This is a genomic window from Gellertiella sp. DMC107 (genome assembly GCF_056313605.1).
In genome coordinates this window covers 166,086-188,702 of record NZ_JBQUZZ010000002.1, presented here as the reverse complement: position 1 = coordinate 188,702, position 22,617 = coordinate 166,086, and the positions used below count along the sequence as shown (strand labels likewise).

General features: G+C 62.9%; 21 protein-coding genes. 5 read left to right on the top strand and 16 right to left on the bottom strand.

Translation table 11 applies throughout. The features are described 5' to 3' along the window. Positions 1-232: 232 nt before the first annotated feature. Entirely contained in the window at positions 233-586 is a 354-nt protein-coding gene (locus ACT54B_RS06355; RefSeq protein ID WP_476043701.1) for a hypothetical protein, read from the top strand. 6 nt (positions 587-592) lie between these two features. On the opposite strand, the gene ACT54B_RS06350 is transcribed toward ACT54B_RS06355, so the two are convergent. Next, the gene (locus ACT54B_RS06350; RefSeq protein WP_476043700.1) at positions 593-754 is read right to left on the bottom strand and encodes a hypothetical protein; all 162 of its coding nucleotides are present in this window, start codon (positions 752-754) and stop codon (positions 593-595) included. Positions 755-927: 173 nt separating this feature from the next. Between ACT54B_RS06350 and ACT54B_RS06345 the strand changes: the two genes are divergently transcribed. Beyond that, positions 928-1,323 carry a (R)-mandelonitrile lyase gene (locus ACT54B_RS06345; RefSeq protein ID WP_476043699.1) on the top strand — a complete coding sequence of 132 codons (396 nt, stop codon included), beginning with the start codon at positions 928-930 and terminating at the stop codon, positions 1,321-1,323. 92 nt (positions 1,324-1,415) lie between these two features. Further along, the gene (locus tag ACT54B_RS06340) at positions 1,416-2,447 is read left to right on the top strand and encodes an NAD(P)-dependent oxidoreductase (protein ID WP_476043698.1); all 1,032 of its coding nucleotides are present in this window, start codon (positions 1,416-1,418) and stop codon (positions 2,445-2,447) included. A 31-nt stretch (positions 2,448-2,478) separates the two neighbouring features. Here ACT54B_RS06340 and ACT54B_RS06335 read toward each other — a convergent pair whose 3' ends face one another. The 9 genes from ACT54B_RS06335 to ACT54B_RS06295 form a co-directional block, all read right to left on the bottom strand. Continuing rightward, positions 2,479-3,549, bottom strand: coding sequence for a Gfo/Idh/MocA family protein (locus ACT54B_RS06335; protein WP_476044794.1), 1,071 nt, complete (start codon positions 3,547-3,549; stop codon positions 2,479-2,481). Positions 3,550-3,703: 154 nt separating this feature from the next. After that, positions 3,704-4,489 (bottom strand): ThuA domain-containing protein, encoded by a 786-nt coding sequence (locus tag ACT54B_RS06330; protein ID WP_476043697.1) that lies wholly within the window; start codon positions 4,487-4,489, stop codon positions 3,704-3,706. Positions 4,490-4,556: 67 nt separating this feature from the next. Beyond that, positions 4,557-5,561, bottom strand: a complete 1,005-nt coding sequence (locus ACT54B_RS06325; RefSeq protein WP_476043696.1) for an ABC transporter ATP-binding protein — start codon at positions 5,559-5,561, stop codon at positions 4,557-4,559. A gap of 12 nt (positions 5,562-5,573) precedes the next feature. After that, positions 5,574-6,407 (bottom strand): carbohydrate ABC transporter permease, encoded by an 834-nt coding sequence (locus tag ACT54B_RS06320; protein WP_476043695.1) that lies wholly within the window; start codon positions 6,405-6,407, stop codon positions 5,574-5,576. Further along, positions 6,407-7,384 (bottom strand): carbohydrate ABC transporter permease, encoded by a 978-nt coding sequence (locus ACT54B_RS06315; protein WP_476043693.1) that lies wholly within the window; start codon positions 7,382-7,384, stop codon positions 6,407-6,409. The genes ACT54B_RS06320 and ACT54B_RS06315 overlap by 1 nt, the downstream gene beginning before the upstream one ends. A gap of 101 nt (positions 7,385-7,485) precedes the next feature. Next, entirely contained in the window at positions 7,486-8,757 is a 1,272-nt protein-coding gene (locus ACT54B_RS06310; protein WP_476043691.1) for an ABC transporter substrate-binding protein, read from the bottom strand. Positions 8,758-8,924: 167 nt separating this feature from the next. After that, positions 8,925-9,953 carry a substrate-binding domain-containing protein gene (locus ACT54B_RS06305; protein ID WP_476043690.1) on the bottom strand — a complete coding sequence of 343 codons (1,029 nt, stop codon included), beginning with the start codon at positions 9,951-9,953 and terminating at the stop codon, positions 8,925-8,927. Between the two features lie 147 nt (positions 9,954-10,100). After that, positions 10,101-12,626 (bottom strand): methyl-accepting chemotaxis protein, encoded by a 2,526-nt coding sequence (locus ACT54B_RS06300; RefSeq protein ID WP_476043688.1) that lies wholly within the window; start codon positions 12,624-12,626, stop codon positions 10,101-10,103. A 443-nt stretch (positions 12,627-13,069) separates the two neighbouring features. Further along, entirely contained in the window at positions 13,070-14,218 is a 1,149-nt protein-coding gene (locus ACT54B_RS06295; RefSeq protein WP_476043687.1) for a vWA domain-containing protein, read from the bottom strand. Between the two features lie 336 nt (positions 14,219-14,554). Here ACT54B_RS06295 and ACT54B_RS06290 point away from each other — a divergent pair, with 336 nt between their 5' ends. Both ACT54B_RS06290 and ACT54B_RS06285 read left to right on the top strand, forming a co-directional pair. After that, positions 14,555-16,981: a GcvT family protein gene (locus ACT54B_RS06290; RefSeq protein ID WP_476043686.1), complete on the top strand. Its 2,427-nt coding sequence runs from the start codon at positions 14,555-14,557 to the stop codon at positions 16,979-16,981. Positions 16,982-17,084: 103 nt separating this feature from the next. After that, positions 17,085-17,435, top strand: coding sequence for an ArsC family reductase (locus tag ACT54B_RS06285; RefSeq protein ID WP_476043685.1), 351 nt, complete (start codon positions 17,085-17,087; stop codon positions 17,433-17,435). A 3-nt stretch (positions 17,436-17,438) separates the two neighbouring features. Here ACT54B_RS06285 and ACT54B_RS06280 read toward each other — a convergent pair whose 3' ends face one another. The 6 genes from ACT54B_RS06280 to ACT54B_RS06255 form a co-directional block, all read right to left on the bottom strand. After that, complete coding sequence (locus tag ACT54B_RS06280) at positions 17,439-17,738, bottom strand: DUF1330 domain-containing protein (RefSeq protein ID WP_476043684.1); 300 nt, start codon at positions 17,736-17,738, stop codon at positions 17,439-17,441. 60 nt (positions 17,739-17,798) lie between these two features. Next, complete coding sequence (pncB, locus tag ACT54B_RS06275; protein ID WP_476043683.1) at positions 17,799-19,103, bottom strand: nicotinate phosphoribosyltransferase; 1,305 nt, start codon at positions 19,101-19,103, stop codon at positions 17,799-17,801. Positions 19,104-19,248: 145 nt separating this feature from the next. Beyond that, positions 19,249-20,205 carry a 2-hydroxyacid dehydrogenase gene (locus ACT54B_RS06270; protein WP_476043681.1) on the bottom strand — a complete coding sequence of 319 codons (957 nt, stop codon included), beginning with the start codon at positions 20,203-20,205 and terminating at the stop codon, positions 19,249-19,251. A 28-nt stretch (positions 20,206-20,233) separates the two neighbouring features. After that, positions 20,234-21,850: an ABC transporter ATP-binding protein gene (locus ACT54B_RS06265; protein ID WP_476043679.1), complete on the bottom strand. Its 1,617-nt coding sequence runs from the start codon at positions 21,848-21,850 to the stop codon at positions 20,234-20,236. Then, positions 21,847-22,323, bottom strand: coding sequence for a type II toxin-antitoxin system VapC family toxin (locus tag ACT54B_RS06260; RefSeq protein WP_476043678.1), 477 nt, complete (start codon positions 22,321-22,323; stop codon positions 21,847-21,849). Before ACT54B_RS06260 ends, ACT54B_RS06265 begins: the two co-directional genes overlap by 4 nt. After that, positions 22,320-22,592 carry a hypothetical protein gene (locus ACT54B_RS06255; protein ID WP_476043677.1) on the bottom strand — a complete coding sequence of 91 codons (273 nt, stop codon included), beginning with the start codon at positions 22,590-22,592 and terminating at the stop codon, positions 22,320-22,322. The genes ACT54B_RS06260 and ACT54B_RS06255 overlap by 4 nt, the downstream gene beginning before the upstream one ends. Positions 22,593-22,617: the final 25 nt, after the last annotated feature.

Genomic DNA, 22,617 nt, shown 5'->3' with positions numbered 1-22,617 from the left:
AAGCTGGTGCCCGTGGTGTTACAGGCGTGCTGGAAAAAATATGGGCCATGGCCCGTTGCGCCGTTTTCCCTTGCGGCGGGCCGGATGGCAAGAACCTTCTTCACGGCAAGCCCGGGGTTGACAGGAAGGTGATCGGGGAGAGAGCGCCGGGCCGGTCATGACAAGGCTCGGCCAATATGCCAATGCTGCCCGCCGATCTGCCGGAAGGCCAGGGATGAAGAGGAATGAGGGAATGACTGCTTCGGGCCCGAACCGCCGGCTCTCCAAGCTGAAGAAACACTGGCGCAAGGCGACATCCGAAGAGCGGGCCGCCTTTGCCGCCTGGCTCGGCCTCGGCGAAGGGCAGTTGCCCATTGCGGCGGGGCGCTATCTGACACCGGTAACCATTGCCCGCGTGCGGGCGGAAATGACCCGCCGGAACCTCGATCTCGCCGCGCTCAATCGCGCCCTCGGCCTGGAGCCCGGCGATCCCGCCCTGGCCCGGGCGCTGCTCGAGGGCATGCCCCTCAGGCTGTCGGTGATCGGCGCGCTGGACGGCTGGCTCGACGGCCCCGGCCGAAATGCGGGCGTCGAAGAGACCGGCTAGACGATTTCAGTGCAGGGTTTCCGTGGCGACGTCGTCGCGCAGGAGCTCGAAGGCGCGGTAGAGGGCTTCCACGGCAATCTCGGTGAGCTGGTCGCCGGTCAGATCGGTCAGCGCGAGCTGCGTCTGGAAATCCTGCTGCTCGAAAAAGGCTTCAACCTGGTTAGACATGTCATTGTCCTTTCGTTACCGTCAACATCGCGGCATGGGCTCATATTAGGCAGTCTGGATTGCCCGAAGCTTGCGCGTGGCTGTGGAGACTGAGGACGGGCCTCGGCGAATCGAGGGCGGCAAGCGGGCGAAGACCGGGCGATTTTGCGAAGACCGTGGAAAAGGAATTGGCAATGAAGATCAGACGCGCGGGCTCGCAGCCCTCCGTGAAAGTGGTTTCGGACTATTTCACCGGCACGGTCCGCCAGGACCCGCTGAACGAGGCCGAAGCGCCGGGCCGGGTGAAGGTCCTCAGCGTGACCTTCGAGCCCGGTGCACGCACCGCCTGGCACACCCATCCGCTCGGGCAGACGCTGATCGTGACCGCGGGCGTCGGAAGGGTCCAGAAGGCCGGCGAGGCCATCGAGGAAATCCGGCCGGGCGACGTGGTCTGGATTCCGGCCGGCGAAAGGCACTGGCACGGGGCAAGCCCGACCACGGCCATGACCCATATCGCCATCCACGAAGCGATCGACGGCCGCTCCGCCGACTGGATGGAACCGGTGACCGACGAGGAATACGGCGGTTAAAGAGAACCGGAACCACGCCGGCAAGACTTGCGGATCACGGCCGGCTTTGATTAGCTCCCGCTATCCTTTCCGATCCGACCGGGAGACTATCGATGTCCGAAGACAGCCGTCCGCTCGTTCTTTCCTGCCCGCTTCCGCGCACGCTCGACCTTATTTTCAGCCCGGAAAACCTGAAGATCCTTCATCAGCGCTACCGGATCGTGGAGACCACGGATGAGGCGCTGCCGGACCTGCCTGACCCTATCCTCCGCGAGGCCCGCTATATCATCGGTCAGCCCCCGCTTTCGGAAGAGACGCTCGCCCGGCTTTCCGGCCTGAAGAGCGTTCTGAACGTCGAGAGCAATCTTCTCAACAACATGCCCTATGACACCGTGTTTGCGCGCGGCATCCATGTCCTGACCACGGGGCAGGTCTTTGCCGTGCCCGTCGCGGAGCTCGGACTTGCCATGGCGCTCAATCTCGCCCGCGGCATCGTGGATGCGGATCTCGATTTCCGCGAAGGTCGCGAACTCTGGGGCGGCGACGGCAACCGGAGCGCACGGCTGCTCTCCGGCGCGGAGATAGGCATTGTCGGCTATGGCGATCTGGGCAAGGCGCTGCACCGGGTGCTGACGGGCTTTCGCCCGCATATCCGCGTCTATGATCCCTGGATCCCCGCCACCGTGCTGAAGGAAGCGGGCGTGGAGCCCGCCGATCTCGCCACCGTGATGCGGGAGAGCGATTTCATCTTCGTGGTGGCGGCCGTCACCAGTGAGAACCGCGCCTTTCTCGGCGAGAAGGGCTTCTCCTCCATGCGTCGTGGCGCGGCCTTCATCCTGCTGTCCCGCGCCGATGTGGTGGATTTCGATGCGCTCGTTCGGGCCGTCGGCAGCGGCCATATCGTTGCCGCCTCGGATGTCTGGCCGGAAGAGCCGCTGCCGCCCCACCATCCCGTGCGGACGATGCCCGGCTTTCTCCGCTCCGCCCATCGGGCCGGCGCCCTCGACGTCGCCTTCAAGCGCATGGGCGAGATGGTGCTGGACGACATGGAGTTCATGGACAAGGGCCTGCCGCCGGTCCGGCTGCGCCGTGCCGAGCGCGAGACCGTGGCGCGCATGCGCTCCAAACCCGTCTCGGTCAACTGAAGAGGGCGGCCCGCGCCGCCCTCTTCCTGCCTCATGCGGCCGTCGTCGCGGGCGCCATGTCCGGTGTCACCTGCAGGCCGGGCGTTTCGAACCGTTCGGCCTCGTCCAGCACCCGCTGCAATTCCGCGCCCCGCTGGAAATCCGGTTCCGGCACGTCTTCGCCCCGGATGGCCGAGACGAAACGCTGATAGACGGTCGGCACGTCAGGGGTCGGAATATCCTCCCAGGTGGCGGTGATCATGTTCGGTTCCAGGCAGGCACGCAGCCGGCTTTCCTTCTTCTCGAACAGCACTTCCAGCCCGCCCCTGTCGCCATAGACCCGCAAGCGCAGGTCGTTCAGGTGCCCGGTGGCGAAGCGGGTCGCGCTGATCGTGCCGATCGACCCATTTTCCAGCGAGAGATGCATGACGAAACTGTCATTGGCATCAAGCGTATACTGGTCGATGACCCCGCCCGGCGCCTTGTCGAAGGTGACGAGCCGGCAGTTCAGGTCCTTGACGCCGCTGCCGATGATGAAGGTGGCATAATCGATGATATGGATGCCCACATCGCCCAGAACGCCCTTCGAGCCATGGGCCTTCGAAAGGCGCCACAGCCACTGGCTTTCCGTGTGCCAGTCGCCCCAGGCCGGCTGGGTGAGCCAGCTCTGCAGATAGGATGCTTCGAAATGGCGGATCGTGCCGATATCGCCGCGCGCCACCATTTTCGCCGCTTCCTGCAGCGCCGGGACGTTGCGGTAGCTGAGATTGACCATGTTGATCACGCCGGCCGCCTTGGCGGCATCGGCCATTTCCTGCGCCTGACGATAGCTGGTCGCAAGCGGTTTCTCGCAGAGCACATGCTTGCCCGCGGCCAGGAAGGGCAACGTCGTTGCATGATGGACCTGATCGGGCGTGACGTTGGACACCGCGTCGAACGCGCCCCAGGCAATGGCATCCTCGATGGAGGCAAAGCCGTGGGGGATGCCGTGTCGCTCGAGAAAGGCCGCCCGTGGCCCCTCGCGCGGATCGACCCCGCCCACCACTTCCACGCCCTCGATGGCCTGATAGGACTCCACATGGGTCCTGGCCATGCCGCCGGTTCCCACGATCAATATCCGGATCGGTCCTTCCTTGATGAAGCCGGACTGAACATTCATGGTGCACCCCTTTGTGCAACGGGCCGGGGATCACGCGCTGCCACCCCCTTTGCATGGCACCGCCTTCCGGCCTGATGGTCAAGAAAACGGGAGAGGCCGCCCTCTCCCGGATGGAAAATCAGCGAAGGCCGGCCTCGCCCGCCTTGTGAAGCTTGGGTCCGCGCTCCTCGATCTTTTCCGGCGCCTTGTCGACCGGAACATTGGGAGCGGCATTCGGATCGGCAATACGGGCAACAGGGTTGTAGGCCCAGTGGACCGCATTGGCGATGACCTTCTGGACATTGGCGTCGTGATAGGTCGGGTAGGTTTCGTGGCCCGGCCGGAAATAGAAGACATTGCCGGCACCGCGACGATAGGTGAGGCCTGAGCGGAAGACTTCCCCGCCCTGGAACCAGCTGACGAAGACCGTTTCCAGCGGCTCCGGCACGCCGAAGGGCTCGCCGTACATTTCCTCGTTTTCCAGCTCGAAACTGTCGGGCAGACCCCGGGTGATCGGATGGTGCCGCGACGTGACCCAGAGGCGCTCGCGCTCGCCGGCCTCGCGCCAGGAGAGATTGCAGGGCGCGCCCATGAGCCGCTTGAAGGGCTTCGAGAAGTGCGCGGAATGCAGGAAGATCAGGCCCATGCCGGCCCAGACCGCATTGCAGACGCGCTCCACCACCGTGTCCTCCACATCGCCATGGGCGGCGTGGCCCCACCAGATCAGCACATCGGTTTCCGCCAGACGCTTATCGGTCAGGCCATGATCCGGTTCCTGCAGGGTGGCGGTCGTAACGGAAAGGGCGCTGTCGGCGGCCAGGGCCTTGGCAATGCAATTGTGCATGCCGTCGGGATAGATTTCCTGGACGACCTTGCTTTTCTGCTCATGCACGTTCTCGCCCCAGACGACGGTTCTGATGGCCATCGGTTTCTCCTTTTTCAGTGTGGGCGGAGCCCTTGGGACTGCCCCGCCTTCTGTCCTCGCGCCGGCCTCAGCGGGCCGGTACGCCTTTCTCGTCAAATCGGTGCAGGTTTTCGGGTGAAGGCCTCAGACCGATCTTTGTTCCATAGGGAATGGTCAATTTCCCCGCCTGCCGGACGATGACGGGCTCGCTCGCGCCAATGTCGACGAAGAGATAATTGTCCGATCCGAGGTCTTCCGCGTGGACGACCGTCCCGCTCCAGACGGCGCCCTCATCCCCGACGGCAATGTGTTCCGAACGGATGCCGAGCGTGTGGCAGCCATAGGCCTGCGCAAAGCTGTCGGTCAGGAAATTCATCTTCGGGCTGCCGATGAAACCGGCGACGAACAGCGAGTTGGGCTTCTCGTAGAGCTCGGCCGGCGTGCCGACCTGCTCCACCCGGCCATCGCGCAGCACGCAGATGCGATCGGCCAGCGTCATCGCCTCCACCTGGTCGTGGGTGACGTAGATCATGGTGACATTGTTCATCGCATGGTGGAGCTTGGCGATCTCGAGCCGGGTCTGCACGCGCAGCGCCGCATCGAGGTTGGAGAGCGGTTCGTCGAACAGGAAGACGCGGGGATCGCGCACGATGGCCCGGCCGATGGCGACGCGCTGGCGCTGGCCACCGGAGAGCTGCTTCGGCAGGCGATCGAGCAGGTGATCGATCTGCAGCAGCTTGGCCGCATCGGTCACGCGGCGGCGGATTTCGTCCTCGCCGGCCTGGGCCAGCTTCAGGCCGAAAGCCATGTTGTCATAGACCTTCATATGCGGATAGAGCGCATAGGACTGGAACACCATGGCGATGCCGCGCTTCGACGGCACGAGGTTGTTCACCCGCTCGCCATCGAAGAGGAGATCGCCGGCGGTGATGTCCTCCAGTCCGGCGATCAGCCGCAGCAGGGTGGATTTGCCGCAGCCGGACGGGCCGACAAAGACCATGAATTCGCCCGAGCGGATCTCGAGATCGATGCCCTTGATGACATCGAAGGCGCCGAAGGACTTGCGGAGATTCTTGAGTTCGATCTGTGCCATGTGAAAACCCCCTCACCCCTTGACACCGCCGGCGGTGAGACCGGCTACAATCTTGCGCTGGAAAATCAGGACGAGCACCACGAGCGGCACCGTCACGATGACGGATGCCGCCATGATCGGTCCCCACGGGATCTCCTTGTCGGACGCACCCGTCAAGAGCGCGATGGCCACGGGGACCGTGCGGGTTGTTTCCGATGAGGTGAAGGTGAGCGCAAAGAGATATTCGTTCCACGCCCCGATGAAGGCCAGCAGCCCGGTCGTGACCAGCGCCGGCCACAACAGCGGCATGAAGACCTTGGTGATGATGACCCAGGGCGTCGCCCCGTCGACGATCGCCGCCTCCTCGATCTCCATGGGCAGGTCGCGCATGAAGGTGGTCAACAGCCACACGGTGAAGGGCAGCGTGAAGATCGTGTAGGAAAAGATCAGCGCGAAGGGCGTGTTGAACAGGCCGAGGAAGCGGACGAGTTCGAAAAGCCCGGCCAGCACGGCGATCTGCGGGAACATGGACACGGCGAGAATGGTGATCAGCAGCAGGCCGCGCCCCCGGAACCGCACGCGGGCAAGGGCATAGGAGGCAGTGACCGCCAGGAGCAGCGACAGGCCGACCGTGGAGGTGGCGACGAAGAGCGAGTTCAGCAGGTTGCGCGGGAAGGTCGCCTGGGTCAGCACCTTGTCGTAATTGGCCAGGTCGAAGCTCTTCGGCCAGTAATCGACCTCGAAGATCGCCGTGCCCGTCTTGAAGCTGGTCAGGATGGCATAATAGAAGGGAAAGACCGAGATCACCACGATCAGCACGACCGCGATGTAGAACCCGATGCGGTAGAGTATCTGGGAGGCGGACATCAGCGGCCCTCCCCGGTCAGGTTGACCTTGCCGAGCCAGATATAGGCCGCGACAAAGACGGCGATGATGGCAAAGAGCAGCGTGGACTGCGCCGACCCATAGGCGAACTTGTCGAAATCGATCAGGTTCTCGCGGGAAATGACCGACATGGTTTTCGTTGCCTTGGAATTGGGCGTCAGCACATAGACGAGATCGAAGATGCGCAGCGCATCGAGCGTCCGGAAGATCACGGCCACCATCAGCGCCGGGCGCACCAGCGGCAGCGTGATCTTGAAGAAGACGCGGACCGGATGGACCCCGTCGATCTTTGCCGCCTCGTAGATGTCCTTCGGGATCATCTGCAGGCCGGCGAGGCAGAGCAGCGCCATGAAGGGCGTGGTTTTCCAGACATCCACCAGAAGCACGGCATACATGGACGTGGCATCGCTGGCGGTCCAGGCGATCTTCTGCCCGATCACGCCGAGCTTCAGCATGAGGTCGTTGATGATGCCGAACTGGTCGTTCAGCATCCAGCCCCACATCTTGGCCGAAACGATGGTGGGAATGGCCCAGGGGATGAGGATTGCGGCGCGCACCAGCCCGCGGCCCTTGAATTCCGCATTCAGCACCAGCGCAACCAGGAGACCCAGCACGGTTTCGAGCGCCACCGAAACGAAGGCGAAGCGCACCGTGTTCCAGACCGCATTCCACCAGGCGGGATCGACCAGGGTTCCGCGCCAGATGGTCTTGCCGGAAGACAGCGTGCGCCAGCTCAGATAGTTGTCGAAGCCGATCCACTGCCCCTCATAGAGCGAGGACAGGGTGGTGTTGGTCAGCGAAAAATAGATGGTGCGCAGAAGCGGCCAGGCGGCTGCGGCGATCAGCGCGATCACCATGGGCGCCAGAAACCAGAAGGCCGAGCGCACGCGCTGTTGCTGCAGGCTGAGCTCGTTCTTCGGCGAGCGCTCCGGCGCGGCAAGGGAAGCGGAGGGGGTCATGATCATCTCCCGATAGGTTCCGCGTGACCCGGGTCATGAACCCGGGCCAGCCTGGCGAACAGGGCCGGGCAATCATGCCCGGCCGGGAGGCAGGCGTCCGCTTACCAGCCGGAGCCCTTGAGTTCTTCGAGATCGGCCGCGAGGACTTCGAGGTTTTCGGCAGCCGTGCCCTTGCCGGACAGCGTGTCGTGCACGGCGGACCAGAACTTGGACGAGACCTCGTTATACTTGCCCTTGGTGGGGGCGGAGGGGCGCGGAACCGCGTTCAGGAAGACTTCCTTCCACTGCGGGATGATCGGCTGCTTTTCCTTGATTTCCGCATCGTCATAGAGCGCCTGCAGCGTCGGCAGGTGCGAGGCGAGCAGGGCGTTCATCTTCTGGGCCTCGGGGCCGGAGAGATAGAGCGCCAGCGAAATGGCTGCTTCCTGATGCTTGGAATATTTGGAGACCGCCACGTTCCAGCCGCCGAGGGTGGCTGCGGACTGGCCGCCTTCACCGCCGGAGGGAAGAGCGACGGTTTCGAACTTGCCCTTCACCGCGCTGTCGTCGCCATTGCCGAGCGCATAGGCATAGGGCCAGTTGCGCATGAAGACGGCATTGCCCTTCTGCCAGATGCCGCGGGTATCTTCTTCCTGATAGGCGAGCGAGCCATCCGGCGAAATGCTGCCGACCCAGCTCTTGGCGGTTTCCAGCGCCTTCACGGCCTTTTCGTTGTTGATGGAGATGGAGCCGTCCGGCTCGACGATCTGGCCGCCGCCATGGGACTTGACCCATTCCAGCGCATCGCAGGTCAGCCCTTCATAGGCATTGCCCTGGAAGACGAAGCCCCACATGTCCTTGTTGCCGGCCTCGCGTTCCTTGTCCTGGATTTCCTTGGCGATGGCCGCCATCTCGTCCCAGGTCTTCGGCGCCTGCTTGCCGTATTTGTCGAGCAGGTCCTTGCGGTAATAGAGCGCCGGCGCGTCGGTGAAATAGGGCAGCGCGGCAAGCTTGCCGTTGACCGTCTGGGACTCGATGATCGACGGGAAATGGTCCTTGATGACGTCCTTGGCTGCATCCGTGAGATCGACGAACTGGTCAGCCAGCTGCGGCGCCCAGATCACGTCGGTCTGGTAGACGTCGATATCGCTGTTGCCGGCGGCAAGCCAGAGACGGTACTGGCCGAACTGGTCGGTGGTGGAGGCCGGCATGGGCACGAGCGTGACCTTGTTGCCGGTCTTTTCTTCCCAGGGCTTCACGATCTGCTTGAAGATTTCCAGGTCGTTGCCGACCGCGCCCGAGACATAGGTGATTTCTTCGGCCTTGACGGCCGTGGCAGCCAAAACGGCAAACAATGCGGAGCCTGCAATCAGGCCCCTGATGCTGATCGTCATGAAATATCCTCCCGGTTGGATGCGGATTGTCCGCATGGCGCTCGATTGAGGGCTCCCTCCCGCAATCCGAAACGTTTCGGAAAGCTAGCGTCAACTGCTCGCTTGTGTCAAGAGCCTGTTGGCGCAAGACGGAGGCCTCAACCAGAGAGGTAAACGGCAGGGCCCGCTTAACGTTCCAGGGGTGCTACGGAAGATCTTTCGACGAAGCTCGGCCGCTCGACCTGCTGCATGTCGGCCAGGGGCCGCCCCTCGATGGCGCCGGTCAAATATTCGGCCAGCGGCGGCCAGCTGGCGCTGAGGGGCGAGAAGGTGGTGCTGAGCGGCGGATCGAAGGCCGCCGGGTCGGCATTGGGCAGGGCATCGTCATGGGCGATGACCGAGAGATCGCGGGGAATGGCCAGTCCCTTTTCGGCAGCGGCCCGGTAGACACCGGCCGCAATGAGGACATTGCTGCAGAAAATCGCGCTCGGCGGATCGGCGGCGAGCATCTCCATTGCGGAGCGGTAGCCGAACTCCTCCGTCATGTGATCATGGCGCACAAGCGCGGGATCGAAGGCGATGCCGTGTTCCGCCAGCATATCGCGATAGCCCTCCAGCCGGGCACGCGCATAGGTGAAATGGGCAATCCCGTTGATAAGGGCGATGCGGCGGTGTCCGCCCTCGATGAACCGCCGGACGGAATCCACCGCCACGGCGCGGTTGTCGATGTCGAAATAGGGATAGGCGGTGCTGCCCGGCAGCCGGCCATGCACGACGAAGGGCACCTTCCGCTTGGCGAGATAGTCTATTCGCGGGTCGTTCATCACAGGCTTGGTCAGCACGAAGCCATCCAGCGAACCGTTGCCCACCAGCTTCTGATAGACGGCGATGATATCGTCGCCCTCTTCCGCCACGTGCAGCACGAACTGCATGCCGCGCCGCGCAAATTCCGAGGAAAGGCCGGCGACGATCTCGAAGAAGAGAAAGTCCGAGGTGAGGCCCGGATATTTGGTGTCCACCAGCGCCACCATGCCCGAGCGGCCGGACACCAGCTTCCGGGCGGAAATATTCGGCTCGTAGCCGAGGCGGGCGGCTTCTTCCTTGGCGCGGCGGCGCGTTTCCTCGTTCACATCGAAATGATCGTTCAGGGCACGGCTGACCTGCGTCACCGACAAACCGACGGAACGCGCCACATCTTTCAGCGTCACCCTTTTCACATCCAGCTCCCGCAGCCGCGCTGACCGGATAAACGGTTCATCGCATGATGGTGTGCTTTTATATCGGGCAAAGCCCTACACCAAAGGCGCGCCGGATGCAAAAGGGGCGGCCCCTAGGCCGCCCCTTGTTCAATCGTAAGCGTCTGCTTACGCCGCATATCGGCGCGCGGGCGTCCCGCCCTGGCCCAGCCGGAAGCGGCCGACGAGGTCCATCAGCTGGTCGGCCTCGGCGGAAAGGTCGCGGCTGGCCTCGGTGGTATGGGATGCGGCGGCGGCGTTCTGCTGGGTCATCTGGTCCATGTTGTTGACGGAACCGTTGATTTCCTGCAGCGCGGCGGACTGGTCCTGGGCGGCGGTGGCAATGGTTTCCACATGGTGGCTGATCGCGGAGATCTGGCGGCTGATCTCGGCCAGCACCTCCCCGGTCTCCAGCACCAGCTTGGACCCGCCGGTGACTTCCTCGGACGACTTGGTGATGAGGTCCTTGATTTCGCGCGCGGCGCCCGCCGAGCGCTGGGCGAGCTCGCGCACTTCCATGGCGACCACGGCGAAGCCCTTGCCGGCCTCCCCTGCCCGCGCGGCCTCGATCCCGGCATTGAGCGCCAGAAGGTTGGTCTGGAAGGCAATTTCGTCGATCACCTCGATGATCTGCTCGATCTGCTTGGAAGCCTGCTCGATCCGCCCCATGGCGGAGATGGCGCTTTCCACCACGCTGGCGGAATTGTCGGCGGTGGCGCGGGTCTTCGAGACCGCACGGTTCGCTTCATGGGCCCGCTCGGCGGTCGACCGCACGGTCACGGTGATTTCGTCCACCGAAGCGGCGGCTTCCTCCAGCGAGGCGGCCTGGTTTTCGGTGCGCTGCGAGAGTTCGAGGGCGGACCGCATCAGGTCCGATCCCTTGTTCTGGATCGCGACGGCATTGTGCTGGATGTCGATCAGCGTGTCATGGAGACGCTCGACGGAGGCGTTGAAATCCACCCGCAGCTGGTCCAGCCGGCCCTGGAAGGCGGTATCGATCTGCACGGACAGATCGCCCTGCGCGAGCCGGCCGAGACCGGCGGCAAGCTGGCTGACGGCGTCTTCCACCTGCAGGTCGAAGGCGCGCTTTTCATCGTCGCTGCGGCGGCGCTCCGCCTCGGCCAGGCCACGCGCCTGGGTGGTTTCCTCCTCCATGCGAAGCTTGGAGAGCGCATTGTCCTTGAAGATGCCCAGGGCCCGGGCCATCTCGCCGATTTCGTCGGCGCGGGACTGGCCCGAAATGCTGGTGTCGAGATAGCCATCGGCGATGCGGCGCATGACGCCGGTGATCTGGCCGATCGGGCGCTGCAATGTCAGCACCAGGGCAATGCCGCCCGTGATCGACAGAAGGATGCCGAGACCGGTGGTGAGCAGGGAAACGCCATTGGCCTTTTCCTTCTCGTTGCCGGCAGCCACCTTCTGCATCTCGGCAAAGTCCGTCAGGTTGGACCAGACCGCATCGATGGTCTTCTTGGCGGCGGTGAAGGTCTCGTCCCGGCTGACGCGGTTCGCAAGCAGCGCGGTGGCGCTCTTTTCGATGGCGGCGGTGATGGGCGGAACCTGTTCCGTCAGGCCCTGCAATTCCCCCACATCCTTGGCAGAGACATCGACCGAGGCGAGATCGGACGTTACGCCCTTGATTTCCCCCTTCAGGCGGCCGAGCGATTCTGCGCTGATATTGTTGCGGAATTCCGCTTCGGCGAGCTGCAGCGCATAAATATGCTTCTGCAGGATGCGGACATCGTTGAGGGCGGAATTGGCCGTGACGATCTTGGTGTCCAGCGAGGCGAAAACCTTCGTCGCCTCCGCCGTGCGCCGGTTGGCGGTGGTGAAGAATTCGGCGGCGATGGAATTCACCGACGAGAACTGGGCCTGAAGCTTCGAAATCGTCTCGTTGGTCGGCTCGCCCTCGAGCAGAGGGCCGACGGCCGCGATCAGCTCGTCCAGGGACTTGACGGCGGGCGAAGCCGGATCGCCGATTGCCTGCACGATGGGCCCCCTGATGCGCTTCAGCTTGCCGACGGCATCGGCGAACACCTTGACCTTGCCGGGCATATCCTTGGCGCTGAAGAAATTGCGCGGAATATTGCTCATCATCTCGCGATTGCGGATGAGGAAATCAGCCTGGCGGAGGATGTTCTTGGCCGTGCTCTCTTCCAGCATGATCCTCTGCTCGACCTCGGCCGACTGGGTTTCCACCGAAAGGCTGACGCCGACAAGCATCTGCTGGGCCTTGCGCAGTTCGCCCCGCAGCGTCTCGGATTCACCATGGAAGGACCAGAGCTGGCCGACGAGCGGCTCCAGCGCATCCGTGCCGGAAATGGCCTCGCCGAGACGATCGATGCCATCCGCTTCCGCAGCCGTGCCCTTCATGGTTTCATCGAGTGCGGTGCGCTGGGCGGCCAGGAATTCCAGCAGGCGGCCATGGCTTTCCTCATCCGGCTTTTCCAGGAATTCGTGCATGGAACCGGCCAGCTCCTTGAAACCGCTCAAGGATTGAAGGACGCTATTGGACAGGTTCAGCCGTCCTTCCAGCAGGCCCGAGGCATAAAGCCCGGTAAAACCCACCGCGGAAATGGTGACCACAAATGGCAGGACGAACATCAAGACCTTCGTCTTGATCTTGAAACGCGACAGTATGGCGTCCACCAGCATTGCTTCCTCACATTTTCGAGACGTCCACAGCCGCTGCACCGCAAGCCGCACCCAAAAAGGTAATTCAGCAATCATTGCCGGACGGAATCAGGTTCCACTCAGTATTTGTCCGGCCAGAATTATCGAAATCGGTTAACATTTCCGCCTGCTCGCTGCGGGTGCAGAAAAAAACCTGCGGCAACGCCGCTGATCAAGTGCTTCAGCGGGTTCTTTTGAAAACTTTACTCAAGCAGGGGTTTTCCCGTTACTGCATACTTCTCGGCAGTAACTACGGCCCGCCTTGGGCTGGGCAGCGGCCTTGCTTTTCCGGTTGGACCTACGAGACCGCCTTGCGAACCGACCCGCAGCGGGACCGCATGGCCTGACTTTGGCCGACAGGCTTTGCCAACGGCAAAAGCGGCGCTGCAGGGCGCCGCTTTCCCAAACCGTTCAGGCCAGACGCGCTACTGCGTGAGGCGATTGGCGAGCTTCGACGTCTTCAGACCGATCGTCTGGAAGGCCGCAATGAGCTGCGGGACGTTGGACGCCTCGAAATAATAGTCGGTGCCGCTGGAGCAGGAGGCCAGGAGGGTCTTGCCCCGATCCGGCGCGACGAAGGCAACCGTGTAGATCTTCATGCCTGCCGTCTTGGCGGTCGTGCACCAGCTCAGCGTGGTGGCGTCATTCGACGCATTGTCGTTGGCGCCGTCCGTCATCAGCAGGATGAACTTGCTGGGCGTGCCGCCGTTCTTCGCCGCATGAACCTGGTTTTCGGAATTGGCGTTCAGCGACTGATAGGCCTGCTGCATGCCCGGGGCCGCATTGGTGCCGCCACTGGCCGTCAGCGCGTTGACATAGCTGCGCACATTCGTCGTGCCCCAGGAGAGGTTCTGGGGTGTCTGGATCGCGGTGTTGTAGGACACGGCCCCGAGACGCACATATTCGCTGGTCGGATCGTTGGCGTCGAGCTGGTCCCCCAGGGCCTTCACGGCCGTCTTCAGGGAGTCGATCTTCTTGATGTAGCAGGGGCTCTGCCAGGTCGCATTCGGCCAGTTGGCTTCATAATAATTGTCGCAGGACGTGCGGGTCGTATCGACCACCGAAGTCACCCACTGCATCGATCCGGAACGGTCGAGCACGAGATACATGGAAATCGGGTTCTTGGTCTCGATTTCGCTCTGCGCGCTGCCGACGGCCGTGATGCGGGACGAGGTATAGCCCAGCAAGACCTGGAAACCGCTCAAGGGCACATTATACGTCGTCACCACCTTGGCCGTGTAGATCTTGCTATGGCTGTTCGGCGCGGTCTGCGAGACCGTCACGGTCGATGTCGGCAAATTGACCGTCTCGCCGGAGGCCGTCATCTGCCCCTTCACCATGCCGACCGCCAGGGCTTTCGCCAGCGTTTCGGACATGCCGTTGTTGACCATCGCGGATGTGGCGGCCAGCGCTGCGGAGTCGACCGCGTTCTGCAGCTGCTCCCGTTTGCGCGACAGTGTGGAAATATCCACAGCAATCCCGACTCCCATAAGAAGCATGGGCAGGAGAATAGCCGTCGTGATGGTAAAGTTACCGCTGCGGCACTTGATCAGTTTTTCTATCGCGGAGATCATCTTTGCGCTCAATGGATAGTTATCTAGCGCAATATTGATCTATAATAATTTCATTTAGGTTATAGAGATGCGGACAATTTTCTCTATGTGCCGATCGTTGCGCCACAAGCGGGCAGGCAAAAAATCCGTAGGGTCATTCTCCAATTTCTTTTTGAGCGTTTCGGCGCCCTCGGCGCTTGACTTCGAAGCCCCCCTCGCGGCCCCTTATGGCCAGTGAAAACTGGATCGGGGCGAGCGGATTCCTGAAGGAACAAAGGCGCTTCGGCAGGCAGGCACCGGCGGCGGACCGAAACCGATCCGTCGCCGGAACGCCTGTCCGGCAAGGGAGGTTATCGAATGAAGTCTCACGCGAGAGTCGTGATCATCGGCGGCGGCATCATGGGCGTCGGGCTGCTCTATCATCTGGCGCTGGAGGGCTGGAGCGACATCGTGCTGGTCGAAAAAGGCGAGCTGACCTCCGGCTCCACCTGGCATGCCGCGGGCCAGTGCCCGCAATTCACCACCTCGCTGAACCTCGCCCGGGTGCACAATTATGGGACACAATTGTACCCCAAGCTGGAAGAACTGACCGGACATGCCGTTTCCTGGCACGGCTGCGGGGGCTTGCGCCTCGCCACCACCGACGAGGAAGTGAACTGGCTGAAATATGTCTGGGGCGTTTCGCGCCTTGCGGGCTACGAGGGCGAGATCATCGGCCCGGACGAGATCAAGAAATACCATCCCTTCCTGAATACCGACGGCATCAAGGCCGCCTTCCACACCGTCACCGACGGCCATGTGGCGCCAGCCGACGTGACCAATGCCATGGCCGCCGGCGCGCGCAAGCTCGGCGCCGAGATCTACCGCCGCACCATGGTGACCGACGTGAAGCTTTTGCCTTCCGGCGAATGGCTGGTGGTGACCGATCAGGGCAACATCACCTGCGAGCATGTGGTGAATTCGGCCGGCTCCTATGCGGATGTGGTGGGTGCCTGGTCCGGCCACAATGTGCCGATCGCCAACATGCTGCACCACTATCTCATCACCGAACCGCTGCAGGAACTGGTGGACCTGATCCCCGAACTGCCCGTGGTGCGCGATCCCTGGAGCCATTCCTATCTGCGCGAGGAAACCAACGGCATCCTGATCGGTCCTTATGAAACCGCGACCGCCCATGTGTGCTGGGACGGCAAGCCGCCGGCCTGGGATTTCGAGAGCGAACTGGTAGCACCGGAACTCGACCGTCTCATGCCCTGGCTGGAGCGGGCGGGCGAGCGCCTGCCGCTCTTCAACAAGGCCGGCCTGAAATCCGTCATCTCCGGCGCGATCACCCATACGCCCGATGGCAATTATCTTTCCGGCCCGGCCCATGGCCCGAAGAATTACTGGATGCATTGCGGCGCCTCGATCGGCATCTGCCAGGGGGCCGGCGCGGGCAAGTATCTCGCGCAATGGATGGTGCACGGCCAGGCCGAAATCAACATGCGCGAATTCGATCCGCGCCGCTTCGGCTCCCGCTGGGCCTCGAAGGAATACACGGAGGAAGTCTCCGTCGAAGATTACCACAAGATGTACTACTGCTATAAGCCCGGCGAGCAGCACCATGTCGGGCGCAACCTGCGCACCTCCTCCCTGCACGAGACGCTGAAGGCCGAGGGTGCCCAGTTCAGCCAGATCTATGGCTGGGAGCGCGCCCGCTGGTATGACCTTGCCGGCAAGGGCGAGGATTATTCCTACCGCCGCAACAATACGTTCGAGACGGTGCGCGAGGAAGCCATGGCCGTGCGCGAGCGCGTCGGGCTGATGGATCTCTCCACCTTCTCGAAGTTCGAGGTGAAGGGGCCTGACGCCTATGCCTTCCTGGAACGGGTTTGCGCCAACAAGGTGCCGGCCAAGGATGGCGGCATCATTCTCGGCCACCTCCTCAATGCGAACGGCTTCATCGAATCCGAGCTCACCATTACCCGTCTCGGCGCGGAGCATTTCTACGTGCTCTCCGCCGCCGTGGCACAGGAGCACGACTTCGACCAGCTCGCCTGGCGCAGGCTCGACAGCGAGACCGTCACGATCACGGATATCACCGATGATTTCGGCGTGCTGGTTCTGGCCGGTCCCCGGGCACGCGACGTGCTGTCGGCCTGCACCGGCGAAGACCTTTCCAATGCCGCCTTCCGCTGGCTGACCGGCAAGGTGGCAACGGTGGCCGGTGTGGCCGGCGTCCGGCTGCTCCGCGTCAATTATGTGGGCGAGCTTGGCTGGGAACTGCATTGCCCGATGGCGGACATGCCCAAGGTCTATGCGGCGCTGATGGCGGCCGGCAAGCCGCATGGCATCCGCCTTTTCGGTACGCTGGCGATGAATTCGCTGCGCATGGAAAAGGCCTATCGCGGCTGGGGTTCGGAACTCACCACCGAGATCGACATGTTCGAAGCCTCGATGGAGCGTTTCATCCGCACCGACAAGGACGCCTTCATCGGCCGCGAGGCGAGCCTTGCCCGCAAGCAGAAGGGCGAGCGCATGAAGCTCGTCTATATCGAGATCGACGCCACCGATGCGGACAGCCTCGGCAACGAGCCTGTTTATGCGGGCGATGCGATCATCGGCCTGACCACCGGCGGCGCCTATGGCTATGCCACGGGCAAGTCGCTCGCCTTCGCCTATGTGTCTCCGGACAAGGCCGAACCCGGCACCGAATTCGAGGTGCTGATGTTCACCGAGCGTCACAAGGCCCGCGTGCTGCCCGATGTCGTCTGGGATCCGAAAAACGAGCGGCTGCGGGCGTAGTCCATTCGGTCCATTGCTGATATCAGGACGTCAACAGCCCCCTCACCCGGTTCGCCGGATGAGGGGGGCTTTCCTGAACACACCATCGACGGATCCTGCGCCCATGTCTCTCACCATCTACGGCATCAAGACCTGTGACACCATGAAGAAGGCCCGCGCCTTTCTGGCCGGCGAGGGCAAGGAGGCGGCCTTTCACGACTACAAGGTCTCCGGTATCGACGCGGCGGTGCTTTCCGGCTGGGTGAAGGCCCATGGCTGGGAAACCGTGCTGAACCGGGCCGGCACGACCTTCCGGGCGCTGCCGGACGAAGACAAACAAGACCTGGATGCGGAGAAGGCGATCCGCCTCATGCTCGCCAATCCCTCGATGATCAAGCGCCCCGTGCTGGTGAAGGATACGGGGGAAAGCCTCGTCGGCTTCAAGCCGGAGAGCTATCGCGCCTTTCTCGGCTGACGGTCACGCGGCCTCCGGCACGCCCTCGACGACGACGAGGCTGCCACGGGTTGATGCCTCGCGGATGGGGATGATCGCCTGATAGGCTTCGCTGGCATTGAAAAGGTCGTAGACCTCCCGGGAGGGAAACTCGATCACGATCAGCCGGTGGGCCTGCCAGTCGCCCTGGATGGTCTGGTGCTCGCCACCGCGCACGAGGAAGCGGCCGCCCCATTCGGCGAGAAGCGCCTGCACACGGCGGGAATAGACGAGGAAACGGTCGAGATCGGTGATTTCGAGATTTCCGATGACATAGATCTTCATGAAGGCCTCCCGCTCAGGCCCGCATGATTACTTTATATCTCCCTACTTTACAATTCCCTGTCAGACCGTGACTTCCTGAACCACCTGATCTTCCGTGCCGAAGAATCGCAGGTAACGCTGCACCTCAGCCGGATCGCCGGTCGCCTTCTTGGGATTGTCGGAGAGCTTCACGGCGGGCCGGCCATTGGCATCCGTCACCTTGCAGACGATGGAGATCGGCTTCAGCCCGGCATTTTCGGCCGGCGCGCAACCGGCGAAATCATTGGTGAGGTTGGTGCCCCAGCCGAAGCTCATGCGCACCCGTCCTTCGAAGTGACGGTAGGTGGCGATGATCGCATCGACATCGAGGCCATCGGAGAAGATCAGCAGCTTGTCGCGCGGGTCCTTGCCCCTCGACTTCCACCAGTCGATGATTTTCTCGCCGCCCTCGATGGGCGGGGCGCTGTCCGGGCGGAAGCCGGTCCAGTCGGCCACCCAGTCGGGCGCATGTTTCAGGAAATGGGCGGTGCCGAAGGCATCGGGCAACACGATCAGCAGGTTGCCGCCATAAAGCCGGTTCCAGTCCTGCAGGACCTTGTAGGGCGCGGCGGCCAGTTCCCGATCGTTGGTGGCAAGGGCAGCCGCCACCATGGGCAGCTCATGCGCATTGGTGCCGACCGCTTCCAGATCGCTGTCCATGGCGAGCTTGACGTTGCTGGTGCCGGTAAAGGCCTCGCCGATGCCTTCCTTCAGCGCCTCCACGCACCAGCGCTGCCAGAGGAAGGAATGGCGGCGACGGGTGCCGAAATCGGAAATCCGCAAGCCCGGCAGGGTGCGCAGCCGCTCCACCTTGCTCCACATCTTGGCCTTGGCGCGGGCATAGAGCACGTCGAGCGTGAACTGGCCGAGATGCTTCATGGCGGCGCGCGAGCGCAGCTCGTTGATGATGGCCAGCGCCGGGATTTCCCACATGCTGGTTTCCACCCAGCGGCCGTGGAAATTCAGGACGAACTGCCCGTCTTCCCGGTAAAGCTCGTATTCCGGCAGGCGGAAGGCGGCGAGCCAGGCCAAAAATTCCGGTTCGAAAATCTGGTTGCGGCCATAGAAGGTGTTACCGGCCAGCCAGATCGCTTCCTTCTTGGTCAGTTTCAGCGAGCGGGCGTGATCGAGCTGGTCGCGCAGCTCCTGCTCGTCAATATCGTCGGCAAGGCGCACCGAGGTGGTGCGATTGATCAGCGAAAAGGTGGCATGGACCTCGGGATAAAGCTTCCAGATCATCTGCAACATCAGGAGCTTGTAGAAATCCGTGTCGATCAGGCTGCGAATGATCGGGTCGAGCTTCCAGGTGTGATTATAGACGCGGCTCGCAATATCGGTCTTGGTCATGGCAACACTCCGGCGCCTGTTCACGCCTCTCGAATTGGCAAGCCGTCATGGCCCTGAAGCACTTTCTAAATCGATCTTATTGGAAACCTGAACAGGAATGTCCAGTCTCGTTCGGTGAATTTCCGTCCGGCGCACCAGCCGGAAATCAGTAGCCCACGGTCCGGTCAACCAAATTGTGAAGGGCTTCCCCCGCTTCGAAACGGGCCATCTGGCGCTCTACCGCCCGGAACAGCGCCCGCTCGTCGGAGGCCGCCGCCGCATGCGGGGTGAGAATGATCTCCGCGACGCCCCAGGCGGGGTGATCCGCCGGCAGCGGCTCTTCCTCGAAGACATCGAGCGAGGCACCGAGAAGGACGCCACCCCGGATCGCCGCAATCACATCCGCCGTCACCTGGCTCTTGCCGCGGCCGGCATTGATGAAGACCGGCTTGCCGAGCGCGCCGCCCTGCCGGAGCTTGCCGAAGAGGTCCTGATTGTAGAGGCCGGTCGTCTCCGCCGTCAGCGGCAGCAGGCCGACGAGGATATCGGTCTTGCCGAGGAAGGCATCGAGGCCGGCGGCATCGTAGGTTTCCATGCCGTCGATGTGCTTTTTCGTCCGCGACCAGCCGATGACGTGGAAACCCATCATCTTCAGCTTGCGCGCCGCATCGAGGCCGAGCACGCCGAGCCCCATCATGCCGACGGTGAGGTCGGCCGCCTCCGGCTGGACAAGTTCGCGCCATTCACCCCGCTTCTGCATGGCCTGATAGGTGCCGACCTGGCGCAGATGGGTGAGGCATTGCAGCAGCACATATTCGCTCATCCGGTTGGTCAGCGTATCGTCGACGAAGCGGACGATGGGGATGTGCTTCGGCAGGGTCGGAATGGCGAGGATCTTGTCGACGCCCGCGCCCCCCGAAAAGATCACCTTCAGGTCCGGCATGCGGGCGAAGAGATCGTGATCCGGATTCCAGCAGACGGCATAGGCGATGCCGGACAGATCGCGGCCGCGATTGGCGGGATCGGCCATGTTGATCGTCTCGCGGCCCGGAAAGGCCGCCTTCAGCGCGGCAACCACGCTTTCGGGATCGAATTTCAGGTCGATGACGACGGGGCTGGTCATGGTTCGGGATTCCAAATCTGGCGTTGCGTCAGGCCGTCTTCACGACCTTGAGGTCGAAGGCGGCGGCGAGCAGCTTCTGGGTATAGGGGTCCTGCGGCGCGTCGAAGAGGGCGGCCGAGGGGCCCTGCTCCACCACCTTGCCGGCCCGCATGACGACGATGTCATTGGCGAGCGCCTTCACCACCTTGAGATCGTGGCTGATGAAGAGATAGGCGAGATCGTGCTTCGCCTGCAGGTCGCGCAAAAGATCCACCACCTGCGCCTGCACGCTCTTGTCGAGGGCGGATGTGGGTTCGTCCAGCATGACGAAGCGGGGCTTCAGCACCATGGCGCGGGCAATGGCGATGCGCTGGCGCTGGCCGCCGGAAAATTCGTGCGGATAGCGCCAGCGGGTCGCGGGGTCGAGCCCCACCTCCACCAGCGCCTCCGCCACGCGCTGATCACGGGCGTCTGCGCTCAGGCTGGGTTCGTGGACGGCCAGACCCTCGGCAATGATGTCGGCGATGCTCATGCGCGGGCTCAGCGAGCCATAGGGGTCTTGGAAGACGATCTGCATGTGGCGGCGCAGCGGCCGCATGGCCTTGAAGGAATATTGATGAATATCCGAGCCGACGAAGGCGATGCGCCCTTCGCTGGAGATGAGGCGGGTGAGCGCCAGCCCCAGCGTCGTCTTGCCGGAACCGCTCTCGCCGACGATGCCGAGCGTCTGTCCGGCGCGCAGCTTGACGCTCACGTCATCGACCGCCTTCACGTAATCCACGACCCGGCGCAGGAAGCCGGCCTTGATCGGGAACCAGACCTTCACATTCTGGCCCTCGATGATGACGGGCTTGGAGGGATCGGCAACCGGCGGCTCGCCCTTCGGCTCGGAGGCGAGCAAATGGCGCGTATAGTCGTGCTGCGGGTTTTCGAAAATATCCTCGACAGGCCCCGCCTCGACGATCTTGCCCCTGGTCATCACGCAGACGCGATCCGCGAATTTGCGCACGATATCGAGATCGTGGGTGATGAAGAGCATGGACATGCCGTGCTCGGTCTTCAGCTTCGCCAGAAGCTCGAGGATCTGCGCCTGCACGGTCACGTCGAGCGCGGTCGTCGGTTCGTCGGCGATCAGCAGTTCCGGGCGGTTGGCGAGCGCCATGGCGATCATCACGCGCTGGCGCTGGCCACCTGACAGTTCGTGCGGATAGGCCTTCAGCCGTTTCTCTGGCTCGCGAATTCCCACCTGATTGAGCAGTTCGAGAATGCGGCTCCGGGCCGCCGCGCCATCGATCTGCTGGTGGAGCGCGAGGATTTCCGCGATCTGCTGCTCGATCGTATGCAGCGGATTGAGGGAGGTCATCGGCTCCTGGAAAATCATGGTGATATCATTGCCGCGCACGGCGCGCAGCGCCTCGTCATCGGCGGACAGCAGGTCCTGTCCCTTGAAGAGGATCGAGCCGGACGGATGGCTCGCGGCCGGATAGGGCAGCAGCTTCAGGATCGAATTGGCCGAGACGGACTTGCCCGATCCACTTTCGCCGACCAGCGCCACCACCTCGCCCCGGGCGATATCGAAGGAGACATGGTCGACGGCAAGCGACGTCTTGCCACCCTGATGGAAGGCCACCGACAGATCGCGGACGGAAAGAAGCGGTTCGGTCATGAATCCAGACTTTTCAGGAGGGCGTCAAGGGTGGGGATGTCGGGGCGGATAACGGTGAGATCGCTCATGCCATCCATCCCGTCTGCCTCCAGCTGGCTTGCCCGGATGCCCTGATCCCCCGTGAGGAAATGGCTGCAGCCGACAGCCGCAGCGGCAGCCAGATGCAGGGCATCGGGCAGTTTCAGGCCTTTGTTGCGGGCACGCAGATGCGCCGAAAGCCGATAGATGTCTCGCGTCAAAGGGCAGACGGAAATCAACCCGCCATCTGTCAGGAGATCCTCGTATTGCTGGATCAGGGCAGCATTCTGCTCCCGATAGGGTTTCACCAGCAGTTCGGAAAGCGTGAGTTCGGCGGTAACAAGGATTCCCGCGCGGGGCATCTCCGCCAGAATCAAGGTTTCGAGCCGGCCTGCCACCGGGTCAAGCTTCTCCATCGCGTGAATGAATATGTTGGCATCGAGATAGATCCTCATCGATCATCCCATTCATCGCGCAGGGCGCGGATGCGCTCGACGGGATCGTCCGTCGCTTCCTGAAACGCGGGTGATGTCTTGTAGCGCCGGATGGAGTCGCGGAGCTCGTCAGCGGACTTGGGCGCGCGGGGTCCCTGCGGGGCATCGGGCCGGGTGCGCATGCCCGTTACTTCGATCGTGACCATGACTTCGGCACCGTCAGTAAGACCCTCCCTCAAGTCTTCGGGGAGTTTCGACACCGGGTAGTGTTTCCGCACGATCCTGTTCATGACCTCGTCTCCGGTCGCGTGACAA

Bases quoted from the DNA above. Each gene is read 5' to 3' on its own strand.
- pncB (WP_476043683.1), bottom strand. From the start codon at position 19,103: ATGACCAAGACCGATATTGCGAGCCGCGTCTATAATCACACCTGGAAG.
- ACT54B_RS06340 (WP_476043698.1), top strand. From the start codon at position 1,416: ATGTCCGAAGACAGCCGTCCGCTCGTTCTTTCCTGCCCGCTTCCGCGC.
- ACT54B_RS06260 (WP_476043678.1), bottom strand. From the start codon at position 22,323: ATGAGGATCTATCTCGATGCCAACATATTCATTCACGCGATGGAGAAG.
- ACT54B_RS06330 (WP_476043697.1), bottom strand. From the start codon at position 4,489: ATGGCCATCAGAACCGTCGTCTGGGGCGAGAACGTGCATGAGCAGAAA.
- ACT54B_RS06325 (WP_476043696.1), bottom strand. From the start codon at position 5,561: ATGGCACAGATCGAACTCAAGAATCTCCGCAAGTCCTTCGGCGCCTTC.
- ACT54B_RS06345 (WP_476043699.1), top strand. From the start codon at position 928: ATGAAGATCAGACGCGCGGGCTCGCAGCCCTCCGTGAAAGTGGTTTCG.
- ACT54B_RS06290 (WP_476043686.1), top strand. From the start codon at position 14,555: ATGAAGTCTCACGCGAGAGTCGTGATCATCGGCGGCGGCATCATGGGC.
- ACT54B_RS06320 (WP_476043695.1), bottom strand. From the start codon at position 6,407: ATGTCCGCCTCCCAGATACTCTACCGCATCGGGTTCTACATCGCGGTC.
- ACT54B_RS06295 (WP_476043687.1), bottom strand. From the start codon at position 14,218: ATGATCTCCGCGATAGAAAAACTGATCAAGTGCCGCAGCGGTAACTTT.
- ACT54B_RS06315 (WP_476043693.1), bottom strand. From the start codon at position 7,384: ATGACCCCCTCCGCTTCCCTTGCCGCGCCGGAGCGCTCGCCGAAGAAC.
- ACT54B_RS06280 (WP_476043684.1), bottom strand. From the start codon at position 17,738: ATGAAGATCTATGTCATCGGAAATCTCGAAATCACCGATCTCGACCGT.
- ACT54B_RS06355 (WP_476043701.1), top strand. From the start codon at position 233: ATGACTGCTTCGGGCCCGAACCGCCGGCTCTCCAAGCTGAAGAAACAC.
- ACT54B_RS06255 (WP_476043677.1), bottom strand. From the start codon at position 22,592: ATGAACAGGATCGTGCGGAAACACTACCCGGTGTCGAAACTCCCCGAA.
- ACT54B_RS06350 (WP_476043700.1), bottom strand. From the start codon at position 754: ATGTCTAACCAGGTTGAAGCCTTTTTCGAGCAGCAGGATTTCCAGACG.
- ACT54B_RS06310 (WP_476043691.1), bottom strand. From the start codon at position 8,757: ATGACGATCAGCATCAGGGGCCTGATTGCAGGCTCCGCATTGTTTGCC.
- ACT54B_RS06270 (WP_476043681.1), bottom strand. From the start codon at position 20,205: ATGACCAGCCCCGTCGTCATCGACCTGAAATTCGATCCCGAAAGCGTG.
- ACT54B_RS06285 (WP_476043685.1), top strand. From the start codon at position 17,085: ATGTCTCTCACCATCTACGGCATCAAGACCTGTGACACCATGAAGAAG.
- ACT54B_RS06300 (WP_476043688.1), bottom strand. From the start codon at position 12,626: ATGCTGGTGGACGCCATACTGTCGCGTTTCAAGATCAAGACGAAGGTC.
- ACT54B_RS06265 (WP_476043679.1), bottom strand. From the start codon at position 21,850: ATGACCGAACCGCTTCTTTCCGTCCGCGATCTGTCGGTGGCCTTCCAT.